Genomic DNA, 24804 nt, shown 5'->3' with positions numbered 1-24804 from the left:
GGTCCGACGTCGGACCCCCGCGCCTCAGGAGACGGCGTCCTTGAGCGCGGTGACCAGCTCGTCCACGTCCGCCTCGGTGGTGTCGAACGAGCACATCAGCCGGACCTCGCCGGTCTCGACGATCCAGTCGTAGAACCGCCACCGGCGGCGCAGCACGTCCGCGACCCCGGCGGGGAAGATCACGAAGATGCCGTTCGCCTGCGTGGGCCGTGTCACCTGCACCCCCGGCAGGTGCTCGATCCCCGCGCGCAGCCGGGCCGCCATGGCGTTCGCGTGCCGCGCCGAGCGCAGCCACAGGTCGCCCTCGAACAGGGCGACGAGCTGCGCGGACGCGAACCGCATCTTGGACGCGAGCTGCATGTCCATCTTGCGCAGGTAGGTCAGGCCGCCGTCCGCCGCGGGGTCCAGCACGACCACGGCCTCACCGAACAGGAGGCCGTTCTTCGTACCCCCGAGCGACAGGATGTCGACGCCCGCGTCGGTGGTGAACGCGCGCAGCGGCACGTCGAGCGATGCCGCCGCGTTGGAGATCCGCGCCCCGTCGAGGTGGAGCCGCATCCCGTGCTCGTGCGCCTGGTCCGCCAGCGCGCGCACCTCGTCGGGCGTGTACACGGTGCCCAGCTCGGTCGCCTGGGTGATCGAGACGACGCCGGGCTGCGCCCGGTGCTCGTCGCCGAAGCCCCACGCCTGCGTCGCCACCAGCTCCGGCGTCAGCTTGCCGTCGGGGGTGGGCACGGTGAGCAGCTTGATGCCGCCCATCCGCTCGGGCGCCCCGTTCTCGTCGGTGTGGATGTGGGCGGTCTCCGCGCACACCACGGCACCCCAGCGCGGGAGCACGGACTGCAGCGAGAGCACGTTCGCACCCGTGCCGTTGAACACGGGGAACGCCGTCGCCTGGTCGCCGAAGTGGTGGGCGACGACCTCCTGGAGCCGGGAGGTGTACACGTCCTCGCCGTACGCGGTCTGGTGGCCCCCGTTGGCCTCCGCGATCGCGGCGAGCACCTCGGGGTGCACCCCCGCGTAGTTGTCGGAGGCGAAGTCACGGCGGTCGGCGTCATGCAGTCGGGTCACGGGGTCCATCTTCCCCGACGTCAGGCCCGCTCCTGCGCAGGACGGGCCCGTGCGGGATGATCCGTCCAGACCCCAAGGAGGACCACGGTGCACGAGCACGACGCAGCCCCGGACGACGGCCGTCGCGAGACCGACAACGAGCGAGCCGACCGCAACTGGGACGAGCTCATGCAGGAGCTCCGGGTCACGCAGACCGGCACGCAGATCCTCACGGGCTTCCTGCTCACGATCCCGTTCCAGCAGCGGTTCGCGGACCTGGACGCCTACCAGGAGGACCTGTACCTGGTCCTCGTCCTCCTCGCCGTGCTGGCGACGACGCTGATCACCGCGCCGGCGAGCCTGCACCGTGTCCTGTTCCGGCAGCGGCTCAAGCCGGAGCTCGTCTCGGCGGGGAACCGCCTCGCGCGGGCGGGGCTGGTGGTCCTGGCCTTCGTCATGGCCGGCAGCGCGATGCTCGTGTTCGACGTCGTGCTCACCAGAACCGCGGGCTGGACCGTGGGGATCGTCTCGATCCTCGTGATCACCGCGGTGTGGTGGGCRTTCCCGAAGCTGCTCGCCCGGGGCGCCCGCGACTGACGGCGCTCAGGCCGTGGCGGACTCCCGGCAGCTCGCGCACGTGCCGACCAGCTCGATCGTGTGGTCGACGTCGTCGAACCCGTGCGCCGCGCCCACCTGGGCCGCCCACGCCTCCGCCTGACCCGCCTCGATCTCGACCGTCCGCCCGCACGAGCGGCACACGAGGTGGTGGTGGTGGCTGCGCTGCTCGCACCGGCGGTAGACGGACTCGCCGTCCTCGGTGCGCAGGACGTCGACGTCGCCGTGCTCGGACAGGCTCTGCACCGCGCGGTACACGGTGGCCAGGCCGACGCTCGAGCCCCGGGCGCGGAGCATCTCGTGCAGCTGCTGGGCGCTGCGGAACTCGTCGACGTCCTCGAGGAGGTCGAGGATCTCGGCGCGCTGACGCGTCTGCCGCGGCACGACCACCATCAGAGCGACCCCCTCTTGCTGAGACTGGTTCCCACTATAACGCGACCGAGCCCCCGATCCCGGAGGATCGAGGGCCCGGTCGAGGCGCTGAGGTCAGCCCTGGACGGCGCGCTTGAGGGCGCTGCCGGCCGTGAGCTTCACGCGGTAGCCCGCGGGGATCTCGAGCTTCTCACCCGTCTGGGGGTTGATGCCCGTGCGGGCGCCGCGCTCGGCGCGGGCGACGGCCAGGAAGCCGGGGATCGTGACGGCCTCGCCGGCGCTGAGGTTCTCGACGAGAACCTCCTGGAAGGCCTTGAGGGCCTTGTCCGCGTCGGTGTTGGACAGGCCGGTCTTGGCCGCGACGGCCTGGACGAGCTCGGTGCGGTTCACGCTCACTGGATGTGCTCCTCTGTGTTCACTCGGACATGCAGGCCCACTTCCGGGCCATCCCCCGGGCGCGCGGCAGAACCGCGGCAACCGGGGACGATCGGCTGACACTAACCCGGGAGAGGCATGTTTCCGTGCATCGGGCGTGTCGCGTCACCTGTGCGTTCGCGCCAGGAGCCCCTCCACCGGCAGCGTCGTGATCACCCGGGCGGGGTCCAGGTCGTGCTCCGCGGCGCGCGCGCAGCCCGCCATGAGCCAGTCCAGCTGGCCGGGTGCATGGGCGTCCGTGTCGATGGAGAAGTCGCAGCCGGCGTCGATCGCGATCGCGAGCAGGTCGTGCGGAGGATCCAGCCGGTCGGGCCGGCAGTTGATCTCGACCGCGACCCCGTGCTCCGCGCAGGCGTCGAACACCGCGCGGGCGTCGAACTCGCTCTGCGGGCGGCTCTTGCCCTTGATCTGACGGCCCGTGCAGTGCCCCAGGACGTCGGTGCGCGGGTTGCTCACCGCGGCGATCATCCGGCGCGTCATCGGCGCCGACTCCATCCGGAGCTTGGAGTGCACCGACGCCACGACGACGTCGAGCTGGTCCAGCAGGTCGGGGTCCTGGTCCAGCGCGCCGTCGTCGAGGATGTCGACCTCGATCCCGGTGAGGACGCGGAACGGGCTGACCGCACGGTTCAGCGCAGCGACCTGGTCCAGCTGGGCGCGGAGCCGGGACGCCGACAGGCCGTTGGCCACCGTCAGGCGCGGCGAGTGGTCCGTGATCGCGAGGTACTCGTGCCCGAGCTCGAGGGCGGCCAGGACCATCTCCTGGATCGGCGTCGCCCCGTCCGACGCCTCCGTGTGGGAGTGCAGGTCGCCGCGCAGCGCCTCACGCAGGGCCAGCGCACCGGGGTCGGCGGCGGCCGCTCGGGCCTCCGCGTACTCCGCCTCGAGCGTGTCGAGGTACTCGACCCGCTTGCCGCGCAGCACGTGCGCCACGACGTCGGCCGTGCGCGCGCCGACCGAGGGCAGGTCCGCCAGGGAGCCCGAAGCGGCGAGCGCCGTGAGGCGGTCGGCCGGCTGCCGCTCGACACTGACCGCCGCCTTGCGGAACGCCTCGCTGCGGTACGGGCTCGCCTGGGCACGCTCCAGCAGGAACGCGATCCGTCTCAGCGCGGCGACGGCATCGGCTTGCCGGTCCGCCGCGCTCACGACGCCTTGGCCTTGGCCTTCTTCGCCTTGGCCTTCGGCTTCTCCTCGTCGTCCTTGGCGGGCTCCTCGGCGCGTGCACCGCGGGCCTTCTCGACGCTGCGCTGCAGTGCCGCCAGCAGGTCGACGACGTCCCCTCCGCCGTCGGCGCCGGCCTCCTCGCCCGCAGGAACGGGCACCGCGCGCGTGCTCCCCGACGACACCTTGGCCTCGATGAGCTGCTCGAGCGCGCCCGCGTAGCGGTCCTCGTACTGCGACGGGTCGAAGTCCGCCGCGAGCGACTCGACCAGGGACGCCGCCATCGCCAGCTCCTGCGGACGCACGGACACGTCGTCCTCGAGGATCGGGAAGTCGGCCGCGCGCACCTCGTCGGGCCACAGGAGCGTCTGCATGACGATCACGTTGTCGCGCACCCGCAGGATCGCCATGGACTCGCGCTGCCGCAGCGCCACCTTGACCACCGCGACGCGGTCGGCCTGCTCGAGCGCGCCCCGCAGCAGCGCGTAGGGCTTGGCGGCCGTCTTCTCCGGCTCCAGGTAGTACGTCTTCTGCAGCAGGATCGGGTCCACCTGGTCCACCGGCACGAACTCGAGCACCTCGATCTCGCGCTCCGTGGACAGCGGCAGCGACTTGAAGTCCTCGTCGGTCAGGACGACCAGCTCGCCGTCGTCCGTCTCGTAGCCCTTGGCGATGTCCGACATCTCCACCGGCTCGTTGTCGATGCTGCAGAACTTGCGGTAGCGGATCCGCCCGCCGTCCTCCTTGTGCACCTGGTGCAGCGTGACCTCGTGCTCCCCCGTCGCCGAGTACAGCCGCACCGGGACGTTGACCAGCCCGAACGCGACGGCACCCTTCCAGATCGCTCGCATGGCCGTGTCCTCCGTCGATGGCAGCAGGGCATGTGGATGTTGACCGCGCCTCGCGCGACCTCCTATGGGCAGGATGGACCCGTGGAGCCCATGCTCGCCACCCCTGCGACCGGTCCGGCGGAGCTTCCGCGCGGGCCGGAGTGGGCGTTCGAGGTGAAGTGGGACGGCGTGCGGGCGCTCGCGGACACGACCTCCGGCCGGCTGCGGCTCTGGAGCCGCAACGAGCGCGAGATCACCGTGGCGTACCCGGAGCTGGCGGGTCTCGGTGAGGTCCCGGACGCGATCCTCGACGGCGAGATCGTCCTGATGGCCGACGGGATCCCCTCCTTCACCGCCCTCGCGGAGCGGATGCACGTCCGCGAGCCTCGCCGGGCGCAGGCGCTCGCCACCCAGCGTCCGGTGACGTTCCTGCTGTTCGACGCGCTGCGGCTGGGCGGCGTGGATCTCACGGGTCGGACCTACGACGAGCGCCGCGAGGCCCTGAGCGGCCTCGAGCTCCCCGAGCACGTGCAGCTCTCCCCCGTCTACCCCGACGGCGCCGAGCTCTGGGAGGTCACGAAGGGCCTCGGCCTGGAGGGCGTCGTCGCCAAGCGCCGGTCGTCGTTCTACGTGCCCGGCCGGCGCTCGCGCGACTGGGTCAAGGCGCCGCACCGCCGCACCCGCGCCGCGCTCGTGGGCGGCTGGCGCGAGGAGACGAACGGGTCGGGCCGGATGGGTGCGGTGCTCTTCGGCGCGCGCGACGCCGACGGCGCCCTGCGCTACCTCGGCCGGGCGGGCAGCGGGCTGACGGGCAGGCGTGCGACGGACCTGCAGAAGCTCCTGGTGCCCCGCGCAGACTCGCCCTTCGACGACGAGGTCCCCCCGATCGACGCGCGCGGTACCCGGTGGTGCGAGCCGACGGTCGTCGTCGACACGCTCTACCTCGCCAGGAACCCCACCGGTCGGCTGCGGCAGCCGGTCGTGCGGGCCGTGCGCACCGACACCGACGCCGACCCGTGGGAGCAGCCATGACACCCGAACGGCAGATGGTCGACGTCGAGGGCCGCCAGGTCCGCGTCAGCCACCTGGAGAAGGTCATGTACCCGTCCACGGGGACGACCAAGGCCGAGGTCATGAACTACCTGGTCCAGGTGGCGCCGGCGATCCTCCCCCAGCTGAAGGACCGCCCCGTGACCCGGATCCGGTGGCCCGGCGGTGTCGGCGGCGAGAAGTTCTTCGAGAAGAACACCCCGCGAGGTGCCCCGGACTGGATCCGTCGGCAGACCCTGCGCGCGGCGCCCGGTGCCGAGGACGAGGGTGCGGAGCTGGAGCTGCCGTTCCTCGACGACCTGGCCGGGCTCGTGTGGGCAGCCAACCAGGGCGCGCTCGAGCTGCACACGCCGCAGTGGCGCGTGGGTCCGCGCGGGAAGATCCACAAGCCCGACCGGCTGGTGGTGGACCTCGACCCGGGCGCGCCCGCGGGGCTGGCCGAGTGCGCGACCGTTGCCCACCTCGTGGCGGACCGGCTCCGGCAGGACGGGCTCGGCACCACGGTGCCCGTGACCTCCGGCAGCAAGGGCATGCAGCTGTACGCACCCCTGCCGGGCACGCAGACCGTGCTCGAGGTCCGGCAGTACGCGCGGGACATCGCCTACGAGATAGCCGCCGCGCACCCGGAGCTGGTGGTCGCGGTGATGAAGAAGGACATCCGCGGCGGCAAGGTGCTCATCGACTGGTCCCAGAACCATCCCGCGAAGACGACGATCACCCCGTACTCGCTGCGCGGACGGGAGGTTCCCCACGTCGCCGCACCGCGGTGGTGGGACGAGATCGGGCCGGGACTCCAGCAGCTGACGCCGGACGAGGTCGCACGGCGCCTGGCCGACCGCGGTGACCCCTTCGCCTGACCGGTTCGGATGGCGGCACCCGCCCACCTTTGACACGGTGGACGCAGTCGGGCAGAAACCCCGCATCATCGACCGAAGGAACGCCCCATGGTCCTGCCGAAGTACACCGTCCCGTCCCTCACCCTGCAGGAGGGGGCCGACGTCGCCGCCGTGCTGCAGCAGCGGCTGGACGCCCTGAACGACCTGGCGCTCACGCTCAAGCACATCCACTGGAACGTCGTCGGGCCCCACTTCATCGCGGTGCACGAGATGCTCGACCCGCAGGTCGACGCCGTGCGCCTCATGGTCGACGCCATCGCCGAGCGGATCGCGACGCTGGGCGTCGCACCGGTGGGCACCCCCGGCGAGCTGGTGAAGAACCGCACCTGGGAGGACTACTCGATCGGACGTGACAGTGCGATCGCCCACCTCGGCGCCCTGGACGTGGTCTACATCGGAGTCATCGAGGACCACCGCAAGGCGGCCGACGAGGTCGAGGAGATCGACGCCGTCACGAACGACCTCCTGATCGGGCACCTGCACGAGCTCGAGCTGTTCCACTGGTTCGTGCGTGCCCACCTCGAGTCCGCAGGCGGGGTCCTGACGACCGGCAACGCGCAGACCGAGAAGACCGCCGCGCGGAAGGCGTCCGCGAAGGACACCGCGTGAGCGCAACCCCCAGCGCCCGGCCCGTCGTCGAACCCGACGGCGGGCCGGTGCTTCGTACCGCCCGACCGGGCGGCCCCTCCGGCGCCTCCACCAACCCCGCGTCGTCCGTGCCGCGCACGCACCTCGCCGCCCGGATCGAGAACGGGTTCGACCGGGCCGTGGCGCACCAGCTGCGCGGCCGGGGATGGACCGTGCGGATCGAGCCGTACGCCGGCTACGGCGGCACCGGATGGGTGCGCATCCTCGCCCGCACCCTGCTGGCCGCCCCGCACGTCCGCGACGAGGACCTCCCGGGTGCCGGTGGGAGCGCGCAGGCCGGCTCGCGCTCGGCCACCGCGCTGCGCGGGTGGCGCAGCTTCGCGACCGCCCAGGTCTCGGGCGCCGAGCTCGAGGTGCAGGTCGGCGACCGGACCCACCGCGTGGTGACCGACCGCGGCGGGTACGTCGACACCGTCCTCGAGTCCGACCTGGCCCCCGGCTGGCACGACGTGCGACTCACGACCGCCGACGGCGCCACGGCGACCGCGCCGGTCCACGTGATCGGACCGGACGTGCGACTCGGCATCGTCAGCGACATCGACGACACCGTGATGGTGACCCGCCTCCCCCGCCCCTTCGTCGCCGCGTGGAACGTGTTCATGCGGCACGAGAACGCCCGTGAGGCCGTCCCGGGCATGGCCCGGCTGTACGCGGAGCTGCGCGCGGGCGACCGCGAGGTCCCGGTGGTCTACCTCTCCACCGGCGCCTGGAACGCCGCGCCGACTCTCGCCCGCTTCCTGCGGCGGCACCGCTACCCGGCGGGCCCCCTCCTGCTCACCGACTGGGGCCCCACCAACAGCGGCTGGTTCCGCAGCGGTCCCGCGCACAAGGTCGCCCAGCTGCGGCGGCTCTTCGACGAGCTGCCGGACGTCCAGTGGGTGCTGGTGGGCGACGACGGCCAACGGGACCCGCAGATCTACGCGGGCGCTGCCCAGCACTTCCCGGAGCGTGTGCGGGCGATCCTCATCCGGCAGCTGACGTTCGGGGAGCACGTCCTCGCGCACGGCGTGCCGGTGCCGACGACGGACCAGGTCCGTGCCGAGCAGGACGCCGCCCGACGTCCGGACGGCATCCCGGTGATCCAGGGGGAGGACGGCAAGGCGCTGCTGCGGGGCGTCCGCGAACGCGGCGTCGACCTGTCCTAGAGCCGCTCGGGGTCGTCCCACTCGTCGCTGCTGGCGATGGCCTCGTCGTCGGCCTCGAGCTCGACGGCGTGCAGCGAGCGGGGGGCGTGGTCGGGGTCGCCGCCGGAGCGTGCGTCGGCGGCATCGAGCTCGGCCTGGGCACGTGCGGGGTCGGCAAGGTGCTCGGCGGAGGGGTCGGACGTCAGGTCGCGGTCGCGGCTCATGCTTCGGTTCTACCGCTCGCGGTCTCCCCGCGCACGCGCGGACCAGCACCTGGTCCGGCGCGTCCCGCGCCTCGCACCCGCCGGGCTAAACGATTCGCGCTCTGCTGCACGTTCGAAGCGCTTCGATACGGTCGCGGCGGTCGTCGCTCGGCGTCGATCCCAGGGACCCGGCACCGCCGCCGGAGGCCCCTCACGGCCCTCACGAAGGAGTGCTGCGGATGTCCGCCCCCTCGCTCGTCGCTCGCACGCCCGCCCGGTTCGCGGCCCTCGCCGCCGCCGGCGCCCTGGTCGCCAGCGCGCTCGTCGCCGTCGCCACCCAGGAAGCCGCCCATGCCGCCGTCTCCCCGTACACCTGGGGGAACGTCGAGATCGTCGGGGGCGGCTTCGTGCCCGGCATCGTCTACAACCAGTCGGAGAAGGGGCTCGTCTACGCCCGGACCGACATCGGCGGCGCGTACCGCCTCGACCAGGCCACGAAGCGGTGGATCCCGCTGCTCGACCACGTCGGCTGGGACGACTGGAGCCACAACGGCGTCCTGTCGCTGGCCACGGACCCGGTGAACCCGAACAAGGTGTTCGCCGCGGTCGGCACGTACACGAACAGCTGGGACCCGAACAACGGCGCGATCCTGCGGTCGTCGGACCGCGGCGCCACCTGGGCCAAGACGACCCTCCCGTTCAAGGTCGGCGGCAACATGCCCGGCCGCGGCATGGGCGAACGGCTGCAGGTGGACCCCAACGACGACCGTGTCCTGTACTTCGGCACCGAGGGCGGCAACGGTCTGTGGCGGAGCACCGACTCCGGCGTGACCTGGGCGAAGGTGTCGAGCTTCACCAACGTGGGCAACTACGCGCAGGACCCCAGCGACCCCAAYGGGTACCTGACCACCAACCAGGGCGTCGTGTGGGTGACGTTCGACCCGACGAGCGGCACCAAGGGCTCGCCGACCAGGACGATCTACGTCGGCGTGGCCGACAAGGAGAACACCGTCTACAGGTCCACGGACGCCGGGGCGACCTGGTCACGGATCGCCGGGCAGCCGACGGGGTACATCGCGCACAAGGGCGTGTTCGACGCCGTCGGCAAGCAGCTCTACATCGCGACGAGCGACACGGGCGGCCCCTACGACGGCGGCCACGGTGACCTGTGGCGGCTGGACGCGGCCACCGGCGTGTGGACGCAGATCAGCCCCGTACCGTCCTCGAGCACGGACAACTACTTCGGGTACAGCGGGCTGACGATCGACCGCCAGGACCCGGACACGATCATGGCCGTCACGCAGATCTCGTGGTTCCCGGACATCCAGGTGTTCCGGTCCACCGACCGCGGCGCCACGTGGTCGAGGATCTGGGACTGGAACGGCTACCCCGACCGCACCCTGCGCTACACCCAGGACATCTCGGCCTCCGGGTGGCTCACGTTCGGCAAGCAGTCGGCGCCGCCGGAGACCAGCCCGAAGCTCGGCTGGATGACCGAGTCGTTCGAGATCGACCCGTTCGACTCCGGCTCGTTCCTCTACGGCACGGGCGCCACCATCTACGGCGGCTCCAACCTGACCGCGTGGGACACCGGCGGCAAGGTGGCCATCTCCGTGAAGGCCCAGGGCCTGGAGGAGACCGCGGTGCTCGACCTGGCGGCCCCTCCGGGCGCCACGCAGCTGGTGTCGGGTCTCGGGGACATCGGCGGGTTCGTGCACACCGACATCACCAAGGCGCCGCCCGCCTACTCGGCCACCGCTCCCTTCATGGGCTCGGTCAACGGCACCGACTTCGCCGAGAAGACGCCGGCCACGATGGTGCGCGTCGGGTCCGGGGACGCCGGGAGCTCCCACCTCAGCGTGTCCACCTCCGGCGGCAGCTCCTGGTGGGCCGGCCAGGAGCCGGGCGGCGTGACGGGCGGCGGCAACGTGGCCATGGGCGCCGACGGCAGCCGCATCGTCTGGAGCGCCGACGGAGCCGGCGTCCACACGTCGTCGACGCTGGGCTCCAGCTGGACGAAGTCGACCGGACCGGCCACCGGTGCGCGCGTCGAGTCCGACCGGGTCAACCCGTCGAAGTTCTACGCGTTCTCGGGCGGCACGTTCTGGACCTCGACCGACGGCGGCGCCACGTTCACCGCCTCGGCGGCCAGCGGACTTCCGAGCGCGGGCAACGTGCGGTTCGCCGCGGTCCCGGGCAAGGAGGGTGACGTCTGGCTCACCGGCGGCACCACCACAGGCACCTACGGCATGTGGCACTCCACCAACTCGGGCGCGTCGTTCACCAAGATCGCCGCGGTCGACCAGGGCGACGCCATCGGGTTCGGCAAGGCCGCGCCCGGCGCCACGTACCCGGCCATCTACACCTCGTCCAAGATCAGCGGGGTCCGCGGGATCTTCCGCTCGATCGACGCTGGCGCCACCTGGGTGCGGATCAACGACGACCAGCACCAGTGGGGCTGGACGGGGTCGGTCGTCATCGGTGACCCCGACGTGTACGGGCGCGTCTACGTGGGCACCAACGGTCGGGGGATCATCGTCGGCAACCTGACGGGAACGGACCCGACGACGTCACCGACGCCGACGCCGACCACCCCGACGCCGACGGCCACACCGACCCCGACCGCCACGCCCACCCCGACGGTCACACCGACCCCGACCCCGACGCCCACGGTCCAGCCCGGGGCGTGCTCGGTCAGGTACACGATCAACGACTGGAACACCGGCTTCACCGCGTCCGTGCGCATCACCAACGGGAGCAGCGCGGCGATCACGGGCTGGAGGCTCGGGTTCACCTTTCCCGCGGGCCAGCAGATCACCAACCTGTGGTCGGGCGCCTACACACAGTCCGGGTCGACCGTGACGGTGACCAACGCCGCGTGGAACGGCTCGATCCCCGCGGGCGGCAGCGTGGAGCTCGGGTTCAACGGGTCCCACACCGGGACCAACCCGAGGCCGGCCGCGTTCACGGTCAACGGGAGCACGTGCAGCAACGGATGAGCTGCGGGGTGGGCGGCGTGTGACACGGACCCGCCGCCCGCCCCGCTCCCGGGCCCGGCTCGCCGCACCGACCCCGCGGCGGGCCGGGACCTCGGTCCCTTGACGTAAGGAAGATCACACGCACACGGGCGGAAGGGTATCTCGACGTCAACATACGATCGAAAACGTGTCAGAACGCGAAGAGACCATCGACGTCGTCCTCGTCGGGGGCGGGATCATGAGCGCCACCCTCGCCGCGCTCATCACCACCCTCGAGCCCACGTGGACGGTCGAGATCCACGAGCGGCGCCCGGCTCTCGCCGAGGAGAGCTCGAACGCGTGGAACAACGCCGGGACCGGTCACGCAGCCCTCTGCGAGCTGAACTACACGCCCGAACGGCCCGACGGCTCGATCGACATCACCAAGGCCGTGACGATCAACGAGCAGTTCGAGCTGTCCCGCGAGCTCTGGCACCACCTGGCGACRCACGACCGCCTCCCGGGTGGCGACGGGTTCCTGTCGACCACGCCGCACATGACGTTCGTGCGCGGTGCCGACAACGCCGACTACCTTCGCCGGCGCTTCGAGACCCTGCGCAAGCACCCGCTGTTCTCCGACCTCGAGTTCAGCACCGACCCCGCGCAGATCGCCCGGTGGGCCCCGCTGCTCGTGGACGACCGTGACCCGGCCGAGCCGATCGCGGCGACGCGCGCTGCAGCGGGCACCGACGTCGACTTCGGACGACTGACCCGCGCGATGATCGGTGACGCGGTCGAGCGCGGCGCGCGGCTGCACCTCGAGAGCGAGATCACCCGGCTGCGCCAGAAGAGGGACGGCACCTGGTCGCTGCGCGTCGCCGACCGGCGCTGGAACGGGCACCTGCGCACCCGCAAGGTCCACGCTCGGTTCGTGTTCGTCGGCGCGGGCGGTGGCGCCCTGCCGCTGCTGCAGAGCTCGGGCATCCCCGAGGCCAAGGGCTTCGGCGGCTTCCCCATCAGCGGGCAGTTCCTCAAGACCACCAACCCGCAGATCGTCGCCCGGCACCAGGCCAAGGTGTACGGCAAGGCCGACATCGGTGCTCCCCCGATGTCCGTCCCGCACCTCGACACCCGCGTGGTCGACGGCGGCACCGCCCTGCTGTTCGGGCCGTACGCCGGCTGGAGCATGAAGTTCCTCAAGGGCGGCTCGTGGACCGACCTGATCCGGTCGATCCGCCCGGGAAACCTGGTTCCGATGCTCGCGGTGGGCGTGCGGAACCTCGACCTGCTGAAGTACCTGATCGGCGAGGTGACCGCCACGGACACCAGCCGCCTGCGCACGCTGCGCGCGTTCATGCCGACCGCGCACCCGCGCGACTGGGAGCTCGTCACCGCAGGCCAGCGCGTCCAGGTCATCAAGAAGGACAGGGCCAAGGGCGGGGTGCTGGAGTTCGGCACCGAGCTGGTCRCGTCCGCGGACGGCTCCATCGCCGGCCTGCTCGGTGCCTCTCCGGGGGCGTCCACGGCGGTCGCGACGATGCTCGACCTGCTCGAGCGGTGCTTCCCGGAGCGCTCCGAGGCCTGGCAGCCGCGCCTGCGCACGATGATGCCGAGCCTGGGTGGCGCCGCGTGGGACGAGTCGTTCGAGCTGGAGCACCTCGCGGACGACGAGCAGGTGGGGTCCGAGCGCTGACCGGGATGCGCGAGTATGGGGCCGTGACCGACCCCGTCGAAGCCGTCAGCGCAGAGATGCGCCACGCCAAGGTCCGCGCGGCCACCGACCACACCACGGTCGGTCAGGTGATCACCACGGCCGACGGGCGAGTCACCATCGCCTGCGCGTGCGGCATGGAGCTCACCAACGGCCCCACGTGGTCGCTCGACGAACACATCCGCCTGCACCGTGCCGAGGCACGGTTCCTCGCCCTCGCGGCCGTCGCCCCCCTGGGCATCCCCCGACTGGTGCGCTGGCCCCTCTAGACCCTCGCGTGGACGTGCTCGTCCGCGTCGTCGTCCTCGTGCTCGTGAGGCAGCCCGAGCTCGTGCGCCCGCTCGTGGGCCTCCCGCGCGGCGATCCGTGCCTGCACGTCGGCCCGGCGCAGCGGCGGCACCGTGGTGGGCGGCTGGCGGCGCTGGGGCAGCTCGTCGAGCAGGCGGGCGGTGATCGCGGCGACCTCCCGGACGGCGGCCTCGAACGGCTCGCGCGTGGCGTCGCTGAGCGACTGGACGCCCGTGACCTTGCGGACGTACTGCCGCGCGGCGGCCTCGATCTCCTCCGAGGTGGCCGGCGGCTCGAGCCCTCGGAGCGTGGTGATGTTCCGGCACATGCCGACCGACGTTACGCCGCCACCCCCACACGCGTCTCGAGGTCGAGGAGCGTCAGCTTGGCCGCTGCTCCGCCCGCGTACTGCCCGGGCGAGCCGTCGGAGCGCACCACCCGGTGGCACGGGAGCACCACGGGCAGCGGGTTGAGCGCGCACGCGGTGCCGACCGCCCGGACAGCCCGTGGGCTCCCCGCCAGGCCGGCCATCTCGGCGTAGCTGGCCGTGTGCCCGTACTCGATGTCGGGCAGGTGGAGCACGACGTCGCGACGGAAGCCGCGCAGCAGCTGCAGGTCGAGCGGCAGGTCGAAGGTGGTGCGCCGACCCGAGAAGTACTCGTCGAGCTCACGGGCCACGTCGTCCAGCTGCCCCGGCGCCTCGAGCACCCGCGGGCTGACCGTCGAGGCGAGCGCGGTGAGGACGGCGTCGTGGTCCTGCACCCCGAACGCGACGCGGACCAGTCCCACGGGTGTGCGGGCGATCAACAGCGGGCCGACCGGGCTGTCCACGGTGCGGTAGGCGACGTCGAGCAGGTCGTCCGCGGCTGCGCGGACCGCGAGGTCCCGGTGCAGCCGGACGAGATCGGACTCGTCCACGTCGGGCACGTAGGTCATGACTCCTCCTGGTCGATCGCGGGGTAGGTCCGGCGCAGGGTCGCGACGCCGTCGGACGCCGCTCGCCTGGCCGCGGCCGCTGTGCCGCCGACGAGCGCGGCGACGTCGTCGTAGGGCAGTCCGCCGAGGTGGTGGTAGGCGACCACCTGCCGCTGCTTCGTCGGCAGCTCGGCCAGGGCCGACCACAGGTCCAGGTCACGGCTCGGTGCTGCGACCGGGCGGTCGGGCACGTCGGCGACCGGGAGCGCGTGCCGGGCCGCCCGCCGCACGATGTCGATCGCCTTGCGGTGCGCGATCGTCACCAGCCAGGCCTCCACGTTCGCGTCGGCCGGGAGGTCCGGGTAGGCGCGCAGGGCGGCGAGGAACGTGTCCGACCACGCGTCGTCGGCGTCCACAGGTCCCACCACCGCGCGGCACACACGCAGCACGGTGGCGCCATGGACGGACACCACGCGCTCGAAGGGTTCCTTCACGCTCACAGTGTGCAGACGCACCAGGTCCCCCGCGCGTGAGGTCCGACTTTTACAGTGGGGCCATGACGAACCTCGAGGTACGGCCGGTGCCGGAGCTGTGCGACCTCGTACCGTCCCGTGGACCCGTCGTCGAGCTGCACGAGGCGCGGGACGTCCCGCTCGGCGGGGTGCGTGCCATGCGCGTGCGGCGGACGCTCCCCCAGCGCGCCCTGCCGATGGTCGGGGCGTGGTGCTTCCTCGACGAGTTCGGCCCGCAGCACGTCGACATGCGCGTGCTCCCCCACCCGCACACCGGCCTGCAGACGGTCACCTGGCCCGTCGCGGGCGAGATCCTGCACCGCGACAGCGTCGGGTCCGAGGCGGTGGTCCGTCCCGGGCAGCTCAACCTCATGACGGCCGGCCACGGCGTCTCCCACTCCGAGTTATCGCTCGGCTCCGAGCCGATGCTGCACGCGGTGCAGCTGTGGGTGGCGCTGCCCGACGGGGTGGCCTCGGGTGCGCCGGGGTTCGTGCAGGTGAGCGGCCTGCCCGTGTGGGAGGCGCCCCGCGCCCGTGCGACCGTCTTCGTGGGCGACCTCGACGGCTCCTGGTCGCCGGCGCGCGTGCACACGCCCCTGCTCGGCGCGGACGTCGTGGTGGATGCGGGCGCCGACGTCGAGATCCCGCTGGTGCGTGGCTTCGAGCATGCCGTGCTCCTGCTGAGCGGGACCGCCGAGGTGGCCGGGACACCCCACACCACCAGCGGGCTGCTCTACCTCGGCGACGGTCGCGACCACGTGCGGGTACGGTCGCGCGACGGCGCCCGGCTCCTCCTGCTCGGCGGCGCACCGTTCGCCCACGACCTGGTGATGTGGTGGAACTTCGTCGGCCGCACCCATGCCGACATCGCCCAGGCGCGCGCCGACTGGGAGTCCGACGACCGTGCCGAGCGCTTCGGGGTGGTCGCAGGCCACGACGGCGCGCGGATCCCCGCTCCCGAGCTGCCCAACATCCGCCTCCAGCCGCGCCGTCGGCTCCCCCGCACCCCGCAGGAGAACCCGTGACCGACCTGTCCCACCTGCCGACCCGCTCCCGCCTGGTGGCCAACGCTCTGGCCGACGCCGGCGTGGTCGGCACCGTCGTCMCCCTGCCCGACTCCGCCCGCACCGCTGCCGAGGCCGCGGCAGCGCTGGGCATCGAGGTCGGGGCGATCGCCAACAGCCTGGTCTTCTGGGCCGACGAGCGACCGTTGCTGGTCCTGACGAGCGGCCGGCACCGCGTGGACACCGCTGCGCTGGCCCGTCAGCTGAGCCGCTCGCACGTCGGACGGGCGACCCCCGAGCAGGTGCGGGCCGCCACCGGCCAGGCGATCGGCGGCGTCGCGCCGCTCGGTCACCCGCACCGGATCGAGACGGTGGTCGACGTGGCGCTCGCGGACCACCCGCAGGTCTGGGCGGCGGCAGGGACTCCGCACACGGTGTTCCCGACCACGTTCGACGAGCTGGTCCGCATCACCGGCGGCGCCGCACTGGTCGTCGGCGACTGACCCGGTCGCCCGCACCGCACCACACTGGGCACGACGAAGGGAACCGCGTGGAAGCCACCTCGACCCGCAAGCCCGCGCTGCTGACCGTGGACGACGATCCCGCGGTCAGCCGCTCGGTGGCACGTGACCTGCGGCGACGCTACGGCGACGCGTACCGGGTGGTCCGCGCCGACTCCGGTCCGCTCGCCCTGGACGCCCTGCGCGAGCTCAAGCTCCGCGGCGACCAGGTGGCGGTCCTGCTCGCGGACCACCGGATGCCGGCGATGACCGGCATCGAGTTCCTCGAGCAGGCCATGGACATCTACCCCCACGCGCGTCGCGTGCTGCTGACCGCGTACGCCGACACGGACGTGGCCATCGACGCCGTCAACGTGGTGGACCTCGACCACTACCTGCTCAAGCCCTGGGACCCACCGGAGGAGAAGTTCTACCCGGTGATCGACGCGCAGCTCGAGGCGTGGAACGCGAACCCACCGAGGACCGTCGCCGAGACGAAGGTGGTCGGGCACCGCTGGTCGGCGCGCTCGTCGGAGGTCCGCGAGTTCCTCGCCCGCAACCAGGTGCCGTACCGCTGGTACTCCTCCGACTCCCCCGAGGGCAAGCGGCTGCTGGACGTGGCGGGCGCCGACGAGAGCCAGCTGCCCGTGCTCGTCACCAGCGAGGGGACGGTGCTCGTCTGCCCCTCCGACGGCGAGATCGCCGCGCAGGTCGGGCTCGCGGTCAGCCCGGCCGAGCGGTTCTACGACCTCGTCGTCATCGGCGGCGGCCCCGCAGGCCTCAGCGCCGCGCTGTACGGGGCGTCGGAGGGGTTGCGGACCGCGCTCGTCGAGCGGAGCGCGACCGGCGGCCAGGCGGGACAGAGCTCGCGCATCGAGAACTACCTCGGTTTCCCCGACGGGGTCTCCGGGGCGCAGCTGACCGACCGGGCCCGCCGGCAGGCGCTGAAGTTCGGGGCGGAGATCGTGATGACCCGGGACGCGGTCGGGCTCGAGGTCAAGGGCGCGGCCCGCTCGGTGCGGTTCGACGACGGCACCTCCGTGGACGCCCACACCGTGATCGTGGCCAGCGGGGTCGCCTACCGGGAGCTCGACGGACCCGGGATCGGCGCCCTCACCGGCCGCGGGGTCTACTACGGGTCGGCCCTCACGGAGGCCACGGCCTGCGAGAACCAGGACATCTACGTGGTCGGCGGCGCCAACTCCGCGGGCCAGGCGGCCATGTACCTGTCCCGGCACGCCCGGTCCGTGACGCTCGTCGTGCGCGCGGCGTCGCTCTCGCTGTCCATGTCCCGGTACCTGGTCGAGCAGGTCGAGGCGAACGAGCGCATCCACGTGCGGACGCAGAGCGAGGTGGTCGAGGCCGTCGGCGACGACCACCTCGAACGGATCGTGCTGCGAGACACCGCGACCGGGCACAAGGAATCTGTGGACACCGGTTGGTTGTTCGTGTTCATCGGGGCCGCTCCGCTGACCACGTGGCTGGACGGCACCGTCACCCGCGACGAGCACGGCTTCGTGTGCGCAGGCCACGACCTCCTCGTCGAGGGCAAGGTGCCGGACTCGTGGCCGCTGGACCGACCCCCGTACCACCTGGAGACCAGCGTCCCCGGGGTCTTCGCGGCCGGCGACGTGCGCGCCGAGTCCGCCAAGCGTGTGGCGTCCGCCGTGGGCGAGGGCGCCATGGCCGTGATGCTCGTCCACCGTTACCTGGAGCAGCTGTGACCACCACCGAACCGATCGCGACGACCGTCCGCACCCAGCTGGCGTGCGACATCGACGAGCTGCGGACACTGTTCCTGTTCGAGCACCTCAGCGACGAGCAGCTGCTCTGGCTGTGCTCGCACGGGCACGTCGAGATCATCGACCCGGGCGTGCTGTACCGCGAGGGTGACCCGGCGACGGACTTCTACGTCATGCTCGAGGGCTCGCTGGCCATGTACCGCCGTGTCGGGGCCGACGACGTCGAGATCGCCCGGACGAACCAGGTGGGGGTCTACGCCGGCGCCTGGGCGGCGTACCTCGGCGACCGGGTACCCCAGACGTACACGCAGACCCTCCGGGTGCTCGAGCCGTCCCGCTACTACGTGCTCGCCGCGGCCGACTTCGCCTCGTTCATGGACGACTGGTTCCCCATGGCGGTGCACCTGCTGGAGGGCCTGTTCTTCGGTCAGCAGAGCTCGCAGGCGGCGACCGGCCAGCGCGAGCGGCTGCTGGCGCTCGGCTCCCTCTCGGCGGGGCTCACCCACGAGCTCAACAACCCGGCGGCCGCCGCCACGAGGGCGACGGCGACCCTGCGTGAGCGCGTCGCGGGGATGCGGCACAAGCTCGCGATGCTCGCGTCCGGGATCTACGACCGGGAGCAGCTGGAGCAGATCATCCATCTGCAGGAGAAGGCCGTGAAGGCTCTGGCGGCCCAGCGCGCGTCCGAGGTCGTCCCGACGGCCCTCGAGGTGACCGACCTCGAGGACTCCCTGGGCGAGTGGATGGACGAGCACGACATCAGCGGCGGGTGGGAGCTGGCCCCCAACTTCGTCGCCGCCGGCCTGGGCCCGGAGTGGCTCGACGCCGTGGCCTCCTGGGTGGGACCGGACGTGCTCGAGGGTGCGGTCCGTTGGCTCTCCTACACGCTCGAGACCGAGTCGCTGATGAACGAGGTCGAGGACGCCACCACACGGATCTCCTCACTGGTCGGCGCCGCGAAGCAGTACTCGCAGATCGGCCGCGCACCCGACCAGACCGTCGACGTGCACGAGCTGCTCGACAGCACCGTCACCATGCTCGAGCGACAGCTGGGCGAGGGCATCACTGTCGTCAAGCACTACGACCGCACCCTGCCGCCCATCCACGTGTTCGCCGCCGAGCTCAACCAGGTGTGGACCAACCTCATCGACAACGCCGCGCAGGCGATGGAGGGCCACGGCACGCTGACCCTGACGACTCGCCGGGTCGACGACTGGCTGGAGGTCGAGGTCGCCGACACCGGACCGGGCATCCCGGACGGCGTCGTCGACCGGATCTTCGAGCCGTTCTTCACCACCAAGCCCGTCGGCTCCGGTACGGGGCTCGGGCTCGACATCTCGTGGCGGATCGTCGTGGGCAAGCACCACGGCGACCTGACCGTCACCTCCGTGCCGGGCGACACCCGCTTCCGCGTCCGGCTGCCCTACACCTCGACGGAAGGACCTACCCCGTGACCGAGACCGTCATCGACCCGACCGTCCCCCCGAGCGGCACGGGCTGCGTCGAGTGCGACGCCACCGACGGCTGGTGGTTCCACCTKCGCCGSTGCGCGACCTGCGGTCACGTGGGCTGCTGCGACACCTCACCGTCCCAGCACGCCACCGCGCACTACCGGGAGACGGGCCATCCGGTGGTGCGCACGTTCGAGCCCGGGGAGGACTGGTTCTGGTCCTACCCGGCGGACGACTACACGGACGGCCCGGCGCTCGCGTCGCCCGAGCACCGCCCGCTGGAGCAGACCGTGCCGGGCCCGGCGGAGAGGGTCCCGGACGACTGGCGCCGACGCCTGCACTGACCCTCTCGACAGGTGGCGGGCGCGATCCTGACGTACGCTTCGGTCGCGCACGGCGGGCCCCCGCGCCCGGGTGGCGCACCGGGTTCAGCCTCGAGCCCGCGTACCGATCTCTCGCCCCGAACGCTGGGGCGTCGGGGAGGATGTCGTGCCCACTCCCACTCCCATTCCTGCGCAGGTCGGTCGGTTCGGCTACACGGCTCCGACCGGTAGATGGTCGTGGTCGGACGGGATGTTCCTGATCCACGGGATGTCCCCGGGCGACGTCGTACCCACCCTCGCCCTCATGTCGAGGCACATCCACCCGGAGGACCGCGGGCGGGTCCTGGACGCCCTCGGCCGGTGCGGTGTGGACGGGCAGCCGTTCGGTTGCCACTACCGCCTGCTCGACCTCGGCGGGGCCGAGCGGTCGGTCACCCTGTCCGGGGCCGGCACGTCGGACGACGGCGTCCTGCGGACCGTCACCGGATTCCTCGTGGACATCACCGCGTCCCAGCGCGACGCGGTCGCGCACCGCGTGAACGAGGAGCTCTCGCAGGCGCTGCGGTCACACGCCGTCATCGACCAGGCCAAGGGCGCGTTCATGCTCGGGTACGGCCTCGACAGCGACTCGGCGTTCGAGCTGCTGCGTTGGGGCTCCCAGCAGCGCAACGTCCGGCTGCTGACGCTGGCGGAACGCATCGTCGCTGCGGTCGAGGTGGGTGGCGGGCTCGGCTCGGACACCCGCCAGCGGCTCGACGACTTCTTCTTCGCCAGCCTCGACGAGAGTGCAGGTGAACCGGTGACCCAGCACACGAGCCCGACCCTGGGGATCACCTTCGACACCGCCGGTGACGTCCCGCTGGTCCGGGTCGAGGGTCCGGTCGACCTGGCGACGGCGCACCAGCTGACTGCGGCCATCACGCAGCTGATGATCGCCGCCCGCGAGGTCGGCGCCATGGTCGTGGACCTGCGGGACGTGACCCACCTGGGCTYGGTCGGCGTGTCGGCTCTGACCGCCGCCCACCGGCGGAGTGCGTCCGCAGGTGTGAGGATGCGTATCGTGCTCTCCCCCGGGGCCAGCCTCGGCCTGGCCGGAGCGCACGGGCTTGACGTCATCAGCGCATCCGCCGACGACGGCGCGAGCACGCACGGACGCGCGATCCCCACGAGCTGAGGAGCGGAGCCTATGGCGCCCGACGCGTACGTCGACCAGGACGCCGTGCTCTCCGCGTTCGACGCCTCCCCCGGCGTTCAGCTCGTGGTCCGTGCGGACGGTCTGCGGATCGTCGCCGCGAACCAGGGCGCACGCGAGGCACTCCAGCGTGGCCCGTTGCTCGACGTCAGCCTGTACGACCTGCGGGACCCGGGCTTCGAGGCTCTCGTCGCGGCCCTGACGGAGGTGGCGCACGGTGGGAAGCCGGTCCACGACGACCAGGTCTCCGTGGTCCCCGACTGGTCGGACCCGGCGTCGGGGATCTGGCTCGACCTGACCGTCACCCCCTGGCGCGACGCCGACGGCACCGTCCTGGGCGCGATCGCCGCGGGGATCGACGTCACCACTGCCACCCGTGCCGCCATCCTCGAGCGTGCGGGAGCAGCGACCGCCGACCGACGTCTGGCGCGGGCGCGCGAGGTGGTCCTGCGGCTGCAGGGGGCGCTCCTGCCGTCCACCGTCCCCCTGCTCCCCCGCGTGGACGTCGCGGCGTCCTATCTGGTCGCCGGCCTGGAGCAGGCCGCCGGGGGCGACTGGTTCGACTCGGCGACGCTGCCCGACGGACGCGTGTCGCTGACCGTCGGCGACGTGGTGGGCCACGGCGTGGAGGCGTCCGCGATCATGAGCCAGCTCCGGGCGGTGCTGGCGGCCCGCCTCCTGGAGGGTGCCGGGATCCCGAGCGCGCTGGAGGCCGTCGAGGCGTTCGCCGGGCGGGTCTCGGGCGCGTTCGCTGCCACCCTGTGCGTCGCCCTGCTCGATCCGCACACCGGTGACCTCGAGTACGCCACGCGCGGCCACCCCGCTCCCCTGGTCGTGGGACCGGACGGCGCGCACCTGCTGCCGACCACCGGCGACGGGCCGCTCGGCTCCCGGACCAGCGGCAACGTGCTCAGGGCGAACCTGCCGGACGGGCACGCGATCCTGCTGTTCACCGACGGGCTCGTGGAGAACATCCACCGGCCGGTGCGCGACGGGCTCGCGGTGCTCGAGCGCACCGCCTTCGACGCGTACCGCGACTCGGCCGGGGGGCGCTCGGTGGCGGGACGCATCTGCCAGGTGGTGCCCCGCGTTCTGACCGACGACGGGTTCACGGACGACGTCACCGTGCTCGCGGCGCACCGCCGCAGCGCCCCGCACCCGCTCGACCTGAGCGTCCCCGCCGACCCGCACGAGCTCGCCGGGGCGCGCAGCGCGGTGGACGCCTGGGGCCTCGGCGTCGGACTCGGCTCGCGCGACCGGTCGGCCCTGGTCCTCGGAGTCAGCGAGGTGATGGCGAACGCGATCGAGCACGCCTATCGCGGGACTGCGGACGGCACCGTGGAGCTGCACGCGACCATCCGGGACGACGCGATGATCGAGGTCGTCGTGCGGGACCACGGACTGTGGCGCGAGCCCGACCGAGACCCGGGAGATCGCGGCCGCGGCTTCAGCATGATGGCGTCCGCGGGCCTCCAGGTGGACGTGGCGACCAGTGTCGACGGCACCACCGTGACGCTCGAGTGCCCGGCTCGTCGGCCGGCACCCGTCGACCAGGCCGACGCGGTCGCGGAGTCCGTCCGGCTGGCCTCCGCTCCCTTGGTGATCAGCGCAGACCCGACCGAGGCGCACGTCGTGCGTGTCGGGGGCGCGGTCGACCACCGGGCGGCGGCGGCGCAGGTCGAGGCCGAGGTCCTGCGACGCTCCCGCAACGGGCTCGTGCCGGTGACGGTCGACCTCGAGGGCGTAGTGCATCTGGGCAGCGCCGGTGTCCGCGTGCTCGAGTCGCTGCTGCGGACGACGGACCGGCTCAACGTCGTCGCGCCGCCCGGGACCCCGGCGGCGCAGACGCTCGACGTGGCGGGAACGCCCTTCCGGCCCTCGCTGCCCTGACGGTCGCGTCAGGTCTGCGCGGCCGCCACCGCCGCGTCGGAGCCCTGCACGCGGATCTCCACCCGCTGGATCGTGCCCGTCGGGATGCTCGACGACGCTCCGAGTCCTCGCGCGCCGCCGTCGAGCGCGCGCCAGGTGGCCACCACGGTGCTGGTCCCGTCGTCGGCCACCAGGACCAGCTCGTACGTGGCGTCGGTGCCGTACGGTCCGGGATCGGCGGGGTAGCGGCACTCCCAGTCGATCCGGGTGCCCCAGGCCTTCTGCTGCAGGGTGAGGTCCGCGGTGACGGCCACGGACCCGACCGGCTCCAGCTGGAGGGCGGTGACCTGGCTGGTCGACGACGGTGCCGGCGAGGCCACCGGTGCTCCCGCGTCGACCGGTCGCCCGAGAAGGACCCCGGCTATCCCGCCGAGCAGCAGCAGGGCCGCCGCGGCTCCGACGAGGCCGGCGACGCGGCGTCGCCGGTCCCGGTGGGCGGCTCGAGCGAGGGTGGCCAGCTCGACCACCTCGGCGTCGGGTGCACCGCCCAGTGCCTCCGCCTCGTCCGGCGTCACCATCCGGAGCAGCCCGGGCAGCCCGACGAGGTCGGCCACGGCCGACTGGCAGGCGTCGCACGTGCGCAGGTGCTCCTCGAAGGTGCGTCGCTCCTGCGAGCTGAGCGCTCCGAGGACGTAGGCGGCGTCCCAGTCACGGAACGGGTCGTCGCCCGGTCCGTACCGCTCGTCCGCGTCCCGGCCGGTCATGCGGACACCCCTCTCTCCTGGAGCGCGAGCCGCAGCGCGCGCAACGCGTAGTGCAAGCGGGACTTGACGGTGCCCTCGGGGATCTCGTGCTCGGTGGCCAGCTCCGCCACGGACCGCCCCCGGTAGTACGCGCCCACGACGACCGCCCGGTGCTCCGGAGTCAGCTGCTCGAGGGCGTCCGCGACCAGCCAGCTGTCGAGCACCGCCTGCGTCCCGTCGGGCTGGACGGAGTCGGGCGTCTGGTCGGTGGTCCGCTCCCGCACGTGCCGCGCGCTCCTGCGGTCGTCGATGACGAGGTTGCGCACCACGGTGTAGAGCCACGCGCGGGTCGCGTCCTGCTCGCGGGCCAGCACCTCGGGGTGCTTCCACGCCCGCACCATCGCCTCCTGCACGACGTCCTGCGCGAGCGCATGGTCGCCCGTGAGACGCACGACGTAGTGCTGCAGGGGGCGCGCGTAGGCCTCGTGGAGCGCGCGCAGGAGCGCGTCGGGTTCCTCGGCCACGCCGCCTCCCTCCCCACAGTCGCTGCGTCCTACCCGGTCAACGATGCACCCGTGCCCCAGGTTCACCGCACGGTGAACCTGCACGCGCCCGGCCTCGTGGTCCCAGGTAGCAGGTCCCGGGGGCGGGACCGGCACCGACCAGAGGAGACCACCGTGCGACGCACCATCACGCTCACGATCACCGCCCTCGTGGCGGCGGCCACGCTGACCGCCTGCGGGGGCTCCGACGGCGACACCACCGAACCTGCGAGCGAGGCCACCACCTCGGAGGAGTCCACCGCCGCGGAGACGCCCGCCGACGAGATGTCCACCGACCTCGCGACGGCGGAGACGTCGCTGGGCACCATCGTCGTGGACGGCGACGGCATGACGGCGTACTACTTCCTGAAGGACACCAAGGACTCCGGCGCGAGCGCCTGCTCGGGCGACTGCGCGACCGCGTGGCCGGCCATCACCACCGAGTCCGACACCCCCACGGTCACGGGGGTCACGGGTGAGGTGGGGACCATCACCGGCACCGACGGCGCCAAGCAGATCACCATCGACGGTCGGCCGATCTACACGTTCGCGCAGGACACGGCCCCGGGCGACGTCAAGGGTCAGGGCGTCAACGACGTCTGGTACGTCATCGCGCCGGACGGCTCGGAGATCGACGACGACTGACACAGGTACCGGGCGGCGACCTGCGC

General features: G+C 72.5%; 27 protein-coding genes. 16 read left to right on the top strand and 11 right to left on the bottom strand.

Annotated elements, in window-relative coordinates:
- Positions 1 to 24: 24 nt before the first annotated feature.
- Positions 25 to 1071, bottom strand: coding sequence for a threonine aldolase family protein (locus tag AC1DUQ_RS01780; protein WP_477062046.1), 1047 nt, complete (start codon positions 1069 to 1071; stop codon positions 25 to 27).
- An 87-nt stretch (positions 1072 to 1158) separates the two neighbouring features.
- Between AC1DUQ_RS01780 and AC1DUQ_RS01775 the strand changes: the two genes are divergently transcribed.
- A complete protein-coding gene (locus AC1DUQ_RS01775; protein ID WP_477062047.1) occupies positions 1159 to 1647 on the top strand; it encodes a DUF6328 family protein in 489 nt (162 codons plus the stop codon).
- 6 nt (positions 1648 to 1653) lie between these two features.
- On the opposite strand, the gene AC1DUQ_RS01770 is transcribed toward AC1DUQ_RS01775, so the two are convergent.
- The 4 genes from AC1DUQ_RS01770 to ku all read right to left on the bottom strand — a co-directional run bounded on the left by AC1DUQ_RS01770 (position 1654) and on the right by ku (position 4484).
- Positions 1654 to 2058, bottom strand: a complete 405-nt coding sequence (locus AC1DUQ_RS01770; RefSeq protein WP_477062048.1) for a Fur family transcriptional regulator — start codon at positions 2056 to 2058, stop codon at positions 1654 to 1656.
- A gap of 93 nt (positions 2059 to 2151) precedes the next feature.
- On the bottom strand, positions 2152 to 2433 hold the full coding sequence (locus AC1DUQ_RS01765) for an HU family DNA-binding protein (RefSeq protein WP_056094765.1): 282 nt from the start codon (positions 2431 to 2433) through the stop codon (positions 2152 to 2154).
- A gap of 144 nt (positions 2434 to 2577) precedes the next feature.
- Positions 2578 to 3618 carry a PHP domain-containing protein gene (locus AC1DUQ_RS01760; protein WP_477062049.1) on the bottom strand — a complete coding sequence of 347 codons (1041 nt, stop codon included), beginning with the start codon at positions 3616 to 3618 and terminating at the stop codon, positions 2578 to 2580.
- Positions 3615 to 4484 (bottom strand): non-homologous end joining protein Ku, encoded by an 870-nt coding sequence (gene ku, locus AC1DUQ_RS01755; RefSeq protein ID WP_477062050.1) that lies wholly within the window; start codon positions 4482 to 4484, stop codon positions 3615 to 3617. The genes AC1DUQ_RS01760 and ku overlap by 4 nt, the downstream gene beginning before the upstream one ends.
- A gap of 90 nt (positions 4485 to 4574) precedes the next feature.
- Between ku and AC1DUQ_RS01750 the strand changes: the two genes are divergently transcribed.
- The 4 genes from AC1DUQ_RS01750 to AC1DUQ_RS01735 all read left to right on the top strand — a co-directional run bounded on the left by AC1DUQ_RS01750 (position 4575) and on the right by AC1DUQ_RS01735 (position 8202).
- The gene (locus AC1DUQ_RS01750) at positions 4575 to 5495 is read left to right on the top strand and encodes an ATP-dependent DNA ligase (protein WP_477062292.1); all 921 of its coding nucleotides are present in this window, start codon (positions 4575 to 4577) and stop codon (positions 5493 to 5495) included.
- Entirely contained in the window at positions 5492 to 6370 is an 879-nt protein-coding gene (ligD, locus tag AC1DUQ_RS01745) for a non-homologous end-joining DNA ligase (protein ID WP_477062051.1), read from the top strand. Before AC1DUQ_RS01750 ends, ligD begins: the two co-directional genes overlap by 4 nt.
- An 87-nt stretch (positions 6371 to 6457) precedes the next feature.
- Entirely contained in the window at positions 6458 to 7018 is a 561-nt protein-coding gene (locus tag AC1DUQ_RS01740) for a Dps family protein (protein ID WP_477062052.1), read from the top strand.
- Positions 7015 to 8202: an App1 family protein gene (locus AC1DUQ_RS01735; protein WP_477062053.1), complete on the top strand. Its 1188-nt coding sequence runs from the start codon at positions 7015 to 7017 to the stop codon at positions 8200 to 8202. Before AC1DUQ_RS01740 ends, AC1DUQ_RS01735 begins: the two co-directional genes overlap by 4 nt.
- Here the strand turns inward: AC1DUQ_RS01735 and AC1DUQ_RS01730 are convergent.
- Positions 8199 to 8405, bottom strand: a complete 207-nt coding sequence (locus AC1DUQ_RS01730; protein ID WP_477062054.1) for a hypothetical protein — start codon at positions 8403 to 8405, stop codon at positions 8199 to 8201. The genes AC1DUQ_RS01735 and AC1DUQ_RS01730 overlap by 4 nt on opposite strands.
- Positions 8406 to 8623: 218 nt before the next feature.
- On the opposite strand from AC1DUQ_RS01730, the gene AC1DUQ_RS01725 reads away from it, so the two are divergent.
- From AC1DUQ_RS01725 to AC1DUQ_RS01715, 3 genes are all read left to right on the top strand, one after another.
- Positions 8624 to 11383, top strand: a complete 2760-nt coding sequence (locus tag AC1DUQ_RS01725; RefSeq protein WP_477062055.1) for a cellulose binding domain-containing protein — start codon at positions 8624 to 8626, stop codon at positions 11381 to 11383.
- A 166-nt stretch (positions 11384 to 11549) separates the two neighbouring features.
- A complete protein-coding gene (mqo, locus tag AC1DUQ_RS01720) occupies positions 11550 to 13034 on the top strand; it encodes a malate dehydrogenase (quinone) (protein WP_477073318.1) in 1485 nt (494 codons plus the stop codon).
- 23 nt (positions 13035 to 13057) lie between these two features.
- Entirely contained in the window at positions 13058 to 13321 is a 264-nt protein-coding gene (locus tag AC1DUQ_RS01715) for a hypothetical protein (RefSeq protein ID WP_477062057.1), read from the top strand.
- Here AC1DUQ_RS01715 and AC1DUQ_RS01710 read toward each other — a convergent pair.
- The 3 genes from AC1DUQ_RS01710 to AC1DUQ_RS01700 are packed head-to-tail and all read right to left on the bottom strand — an operon-like array spanning position 13318 to position 14749.
- The gene (locus AC1DUQ_RS01710) at positions 13318 to 13668 is read right to left on the bottom strand and encodes a DUF2277 domain-containing protein (protein WP_477062058.1); all 351 of its coding nucleotides are present in this window, start codon (positions 13666 to 13668) and stop codon (positions 13318 to 13320) included. The two genes, AC1DUQ_RS01715 and AC1DUQ_RS01710, sit on opposite strands and share 4 nt — an antisense overlap.
- Positions 13669 to 13679: 11 nt before the next feature.
- A complete protein-coding gene (locus tag AC1DUQ_RS01705) occupies positions 13680 to 14276 on the bottom strand; it encodes a methylated-DNA--[protein]-cysteine S-methyltransferase (RefSeq protein ID WP_477062059.1) in 597 nt (198 codons plus the stop codon).
- Complete coding sequence (locus AC1DUQ_RS01700) at positions 14273 to 14749, bottom strand: RNA polymerase sigma factor (protein WP_477062060.1); 477 nt, start codon at positions 14747 to 14749, stop codon at positions 14273 to 14275. The genes AC1DUQ_RS01705 and AC1DUQ_RS01700 overlap by 4 nt, the downstream gene beginning before the upstream one ends.
- 62 nt (positions 14750 to 14811) lie before the next feature.
- Between AC1DUQ_RS01700 and AC1DUQ_RS01695 the strand changes: the two genes are divergently transcribed.
- The 7 genes from AC1DUQ_RS01695 to AC1DUQ_RS01665 all read left to right on the top strand — a co-directional run bounded on the left by AC1DUQ_RS01695 (position 14812) and on the right by AC1DUQ_RS01665 (position 22869).
- On the top strand, positions 14812 to 15792 hold the full coding sequence (locus tag AC1DUQ_RS01695; RefSeq protein WP_477062061.1) for a pirin family protein: 981 nt from the start codon (positions 14812 to 14814) through the stop codon (positions 15790 to 15792).
- A complete protein-coding gene (locus AC1DUQ_RS01690) occupies positions 15789 to 16274 on the top strand; it encodes a YbaK/EbsC family protein (protein ID WP_477073317.1) in 486 nt (161 codons plus the stop codon). Before AC1DUQ_RS01695 ends, AC1DUQ_RS01690 begins: the two co-directional genes overlap by 4 nt.
- A 47-nt stretch (positions 16275 to 16321) precedes the next feature.
- Positions 16322 to 17995 (top strand): NAD(P)/FAD-dependent oxidoreductase, encoded by a 1674-nt coding sequence (locus AC1DUQ_RS01685; protein WP_477062063.1) that lies wholly within the window; start codon positions 16322 to 16324, stop codon positions 17993 to 17995.
- Positions 17992 to 19467, top strand: a complete 1476-nt coding sequence (locus tag AC1DUQ_RS01680) for an ATP-binding protein (RefSeq protein WP_477062064.1) — start codon at positions 17992 to 17994, stop codon at positions 19465 to 19467. The genes AC1DUQ_RS01685 and AC1DUQ_RS01680 overlap by 4 nt, the downstream gene beginning before the upstream one ends.
- Entirely contained in the window at positions 19464 to 19808 is a 345-nt protein-coding gene (locus AC1DUQ_RS01675) for a UBP-type zinc finger domain-containing protein (RefSeq protein ID WP_477062065.1), read from the top strand. The genes AC1DUQ_RS01680 and AC1DUQ_RS01675 overlap by 4 nt, the downstream gene beginning before the upstream one ends.
- A gap of 70 nt (positions 19809 to 19878) precedes the next feature.
- On the top strand, positions 19879 to 20961 hold the full coding sequence (locus AC1DUQ_RS01670) for an ANTAR domain-containing protein (protein WP_477073316.1): 1083 nt from the start codon (positions 19879 to 19881) through the stop codon (positions 20959 to 20961).
- A 12-nt stretch (positions 20962 to 20973) separates the two neighbouring features.
- A complete protein-coding gene (locus AC1DUQ_RS01665) occupies positions 20974 to 22869 on the top strand; it encodes an ATP-binding SpoIIE family protein phosphatase (RefSeq protein ID WP_477062067.1) in 1896 nt (631 codons plus the stop codon).
- Positions 22870 to 22877: 8 nt separating this feature from the next.
- Here AC1DUQ_RS01665 and AC1DUQ_RS01660 read toward each other — a convergent pair whose 3' ends face one another.
- Positions 22878 to 23612: an anti-sigma factor family protein gene (locus tag AC1DUQ_RS01660; RefSeq protein ID WP_477062068.1), complete on the bottom strand. Its 735-nt coding sequence runs from the start codon at positions 23610 to 23612 to the stop codon at positions 22878 to 22880.
- Entirely contained in the window at positions 23609 to 24115 is a 507-nt protein-coding gene (locus AC1DUQ_RS01655; protein ID WP_477062069.1) for a sigma-70 family RNA polymerase sigma factor, read from the bottom strand. The genes AC1DUQ_RS01660 and AC1DUQ_RS01655 overlap by 4 nt, the downstream gene beginning before the upstream one ends.
- Positions 24116 to 24268: 153 nt before the next feature.
- Here AC1DUQ_RS01655 and AC1DUQ_RS01650 point away from each other — a divergent pair, with 153 nt between their 5' ends.
- Positions 24269 to 24778: a COG4315 family predicted lipoprotein gene (locus AC1DUQ_RS01650; RefSeq protein WP_477062070.1), complete on the top strand. Its 510-nt coding sequence runs from the start codon at positions 24269 to 24271 to the stop codon at positions 24776 to 24778.
- Positions 24779 to 24804 lie beyond the last annotated feature (26 nt).

Source organism: Cellulomonas sp. P4_B5_2 (assembly GCF_056402235.1).
The sequence above is the reverse complement of the archived record's forward strand: the minus strand, read 5'-3'. Positions and strand labels throughout refer to the sequence as shown.

Bases quoted from the DNA above. Each gene is read 5' to 3' on its own strand.
- AC1DUQ_RS01660 (WP_477062068.1), bottom strand. From the start codon at position 23,612: ATGACCGGCCGGGACGCGGACGAGCGGTACGGACCGGGCGACGACCCG.
- AC1DUQ_RS01705 (WP_477062059.1), bottom strand. From the start codon at position 14,276: ATGACCTACGTGCCCGACGTGGACGAGTCCGATCTCGTCCGGCTGCAC.
- AC1DUQ_RS01695 (WP_477062061.1), top strand. From the start codon at position 14,812: ATGACGAACCTCGAGGTACGGCCGGTGCCGGAGCTGTGCGACCTCGTA.
- ligD (WP_477062051.1), top strand. From the start codon at position 5,492: ATGACACCCGAACGGCAGATGGTCGACGTCGAGGGCCGCCAGGTCCGC.
- AC1DUQ_RS01750 (WP_477062292.1), top strand. From the start codon at position 4,575: ATGCTCGCCACCCCTGCGACCGGTCCGGCGGAGCTTCCGCGCGGGCCG.
- ku (WP_477062050.1), bottom strand. From the start codon at position 4,484: ATGCGAGCGATCTGGAAGGGTGCCGTCGCGTTCGGGCTGGTCAACGTC.
- AC1DUQ_RS01665 (WP_477062067.1), top strand. From the start codon at position 20,974: ATGGCGCCCGACGCGTACGTCGACCAGGACGCCGTGCTCTCCGCGTTC.
- AC1DUQ_RS01770 (WP_477062048.1), bottom strand. From the start codon at position 2,058: ATGGTGGTCGTGCCGCGGCAGACGCGTCAGCGCGCCGAGATCCTCGAC.
- AC1DUQ_RS01740 (WP_477062052.1), top strand. From the start codon at position 6,458: ATGGTCCTGCCGAAGTACACCGTCCCGTCCCTCACCCTGCAGGAGGGG.
- AC1DUQ_RS01730 (WP_477062054.1), bottom strand. From the start codon at position 8,405: ATGAGCCGCGACCGCGACCTGACGTCCGACCCCTCCGCCGAGCACCTT.
- AC1DUQ_RS01710 (WP_477062058.1), bottom strand. From the start codon at position 13,668: ATGTGCCGGAACATCACCACGCTCCGAGGGCTCGAGCCGCCGGCCACC.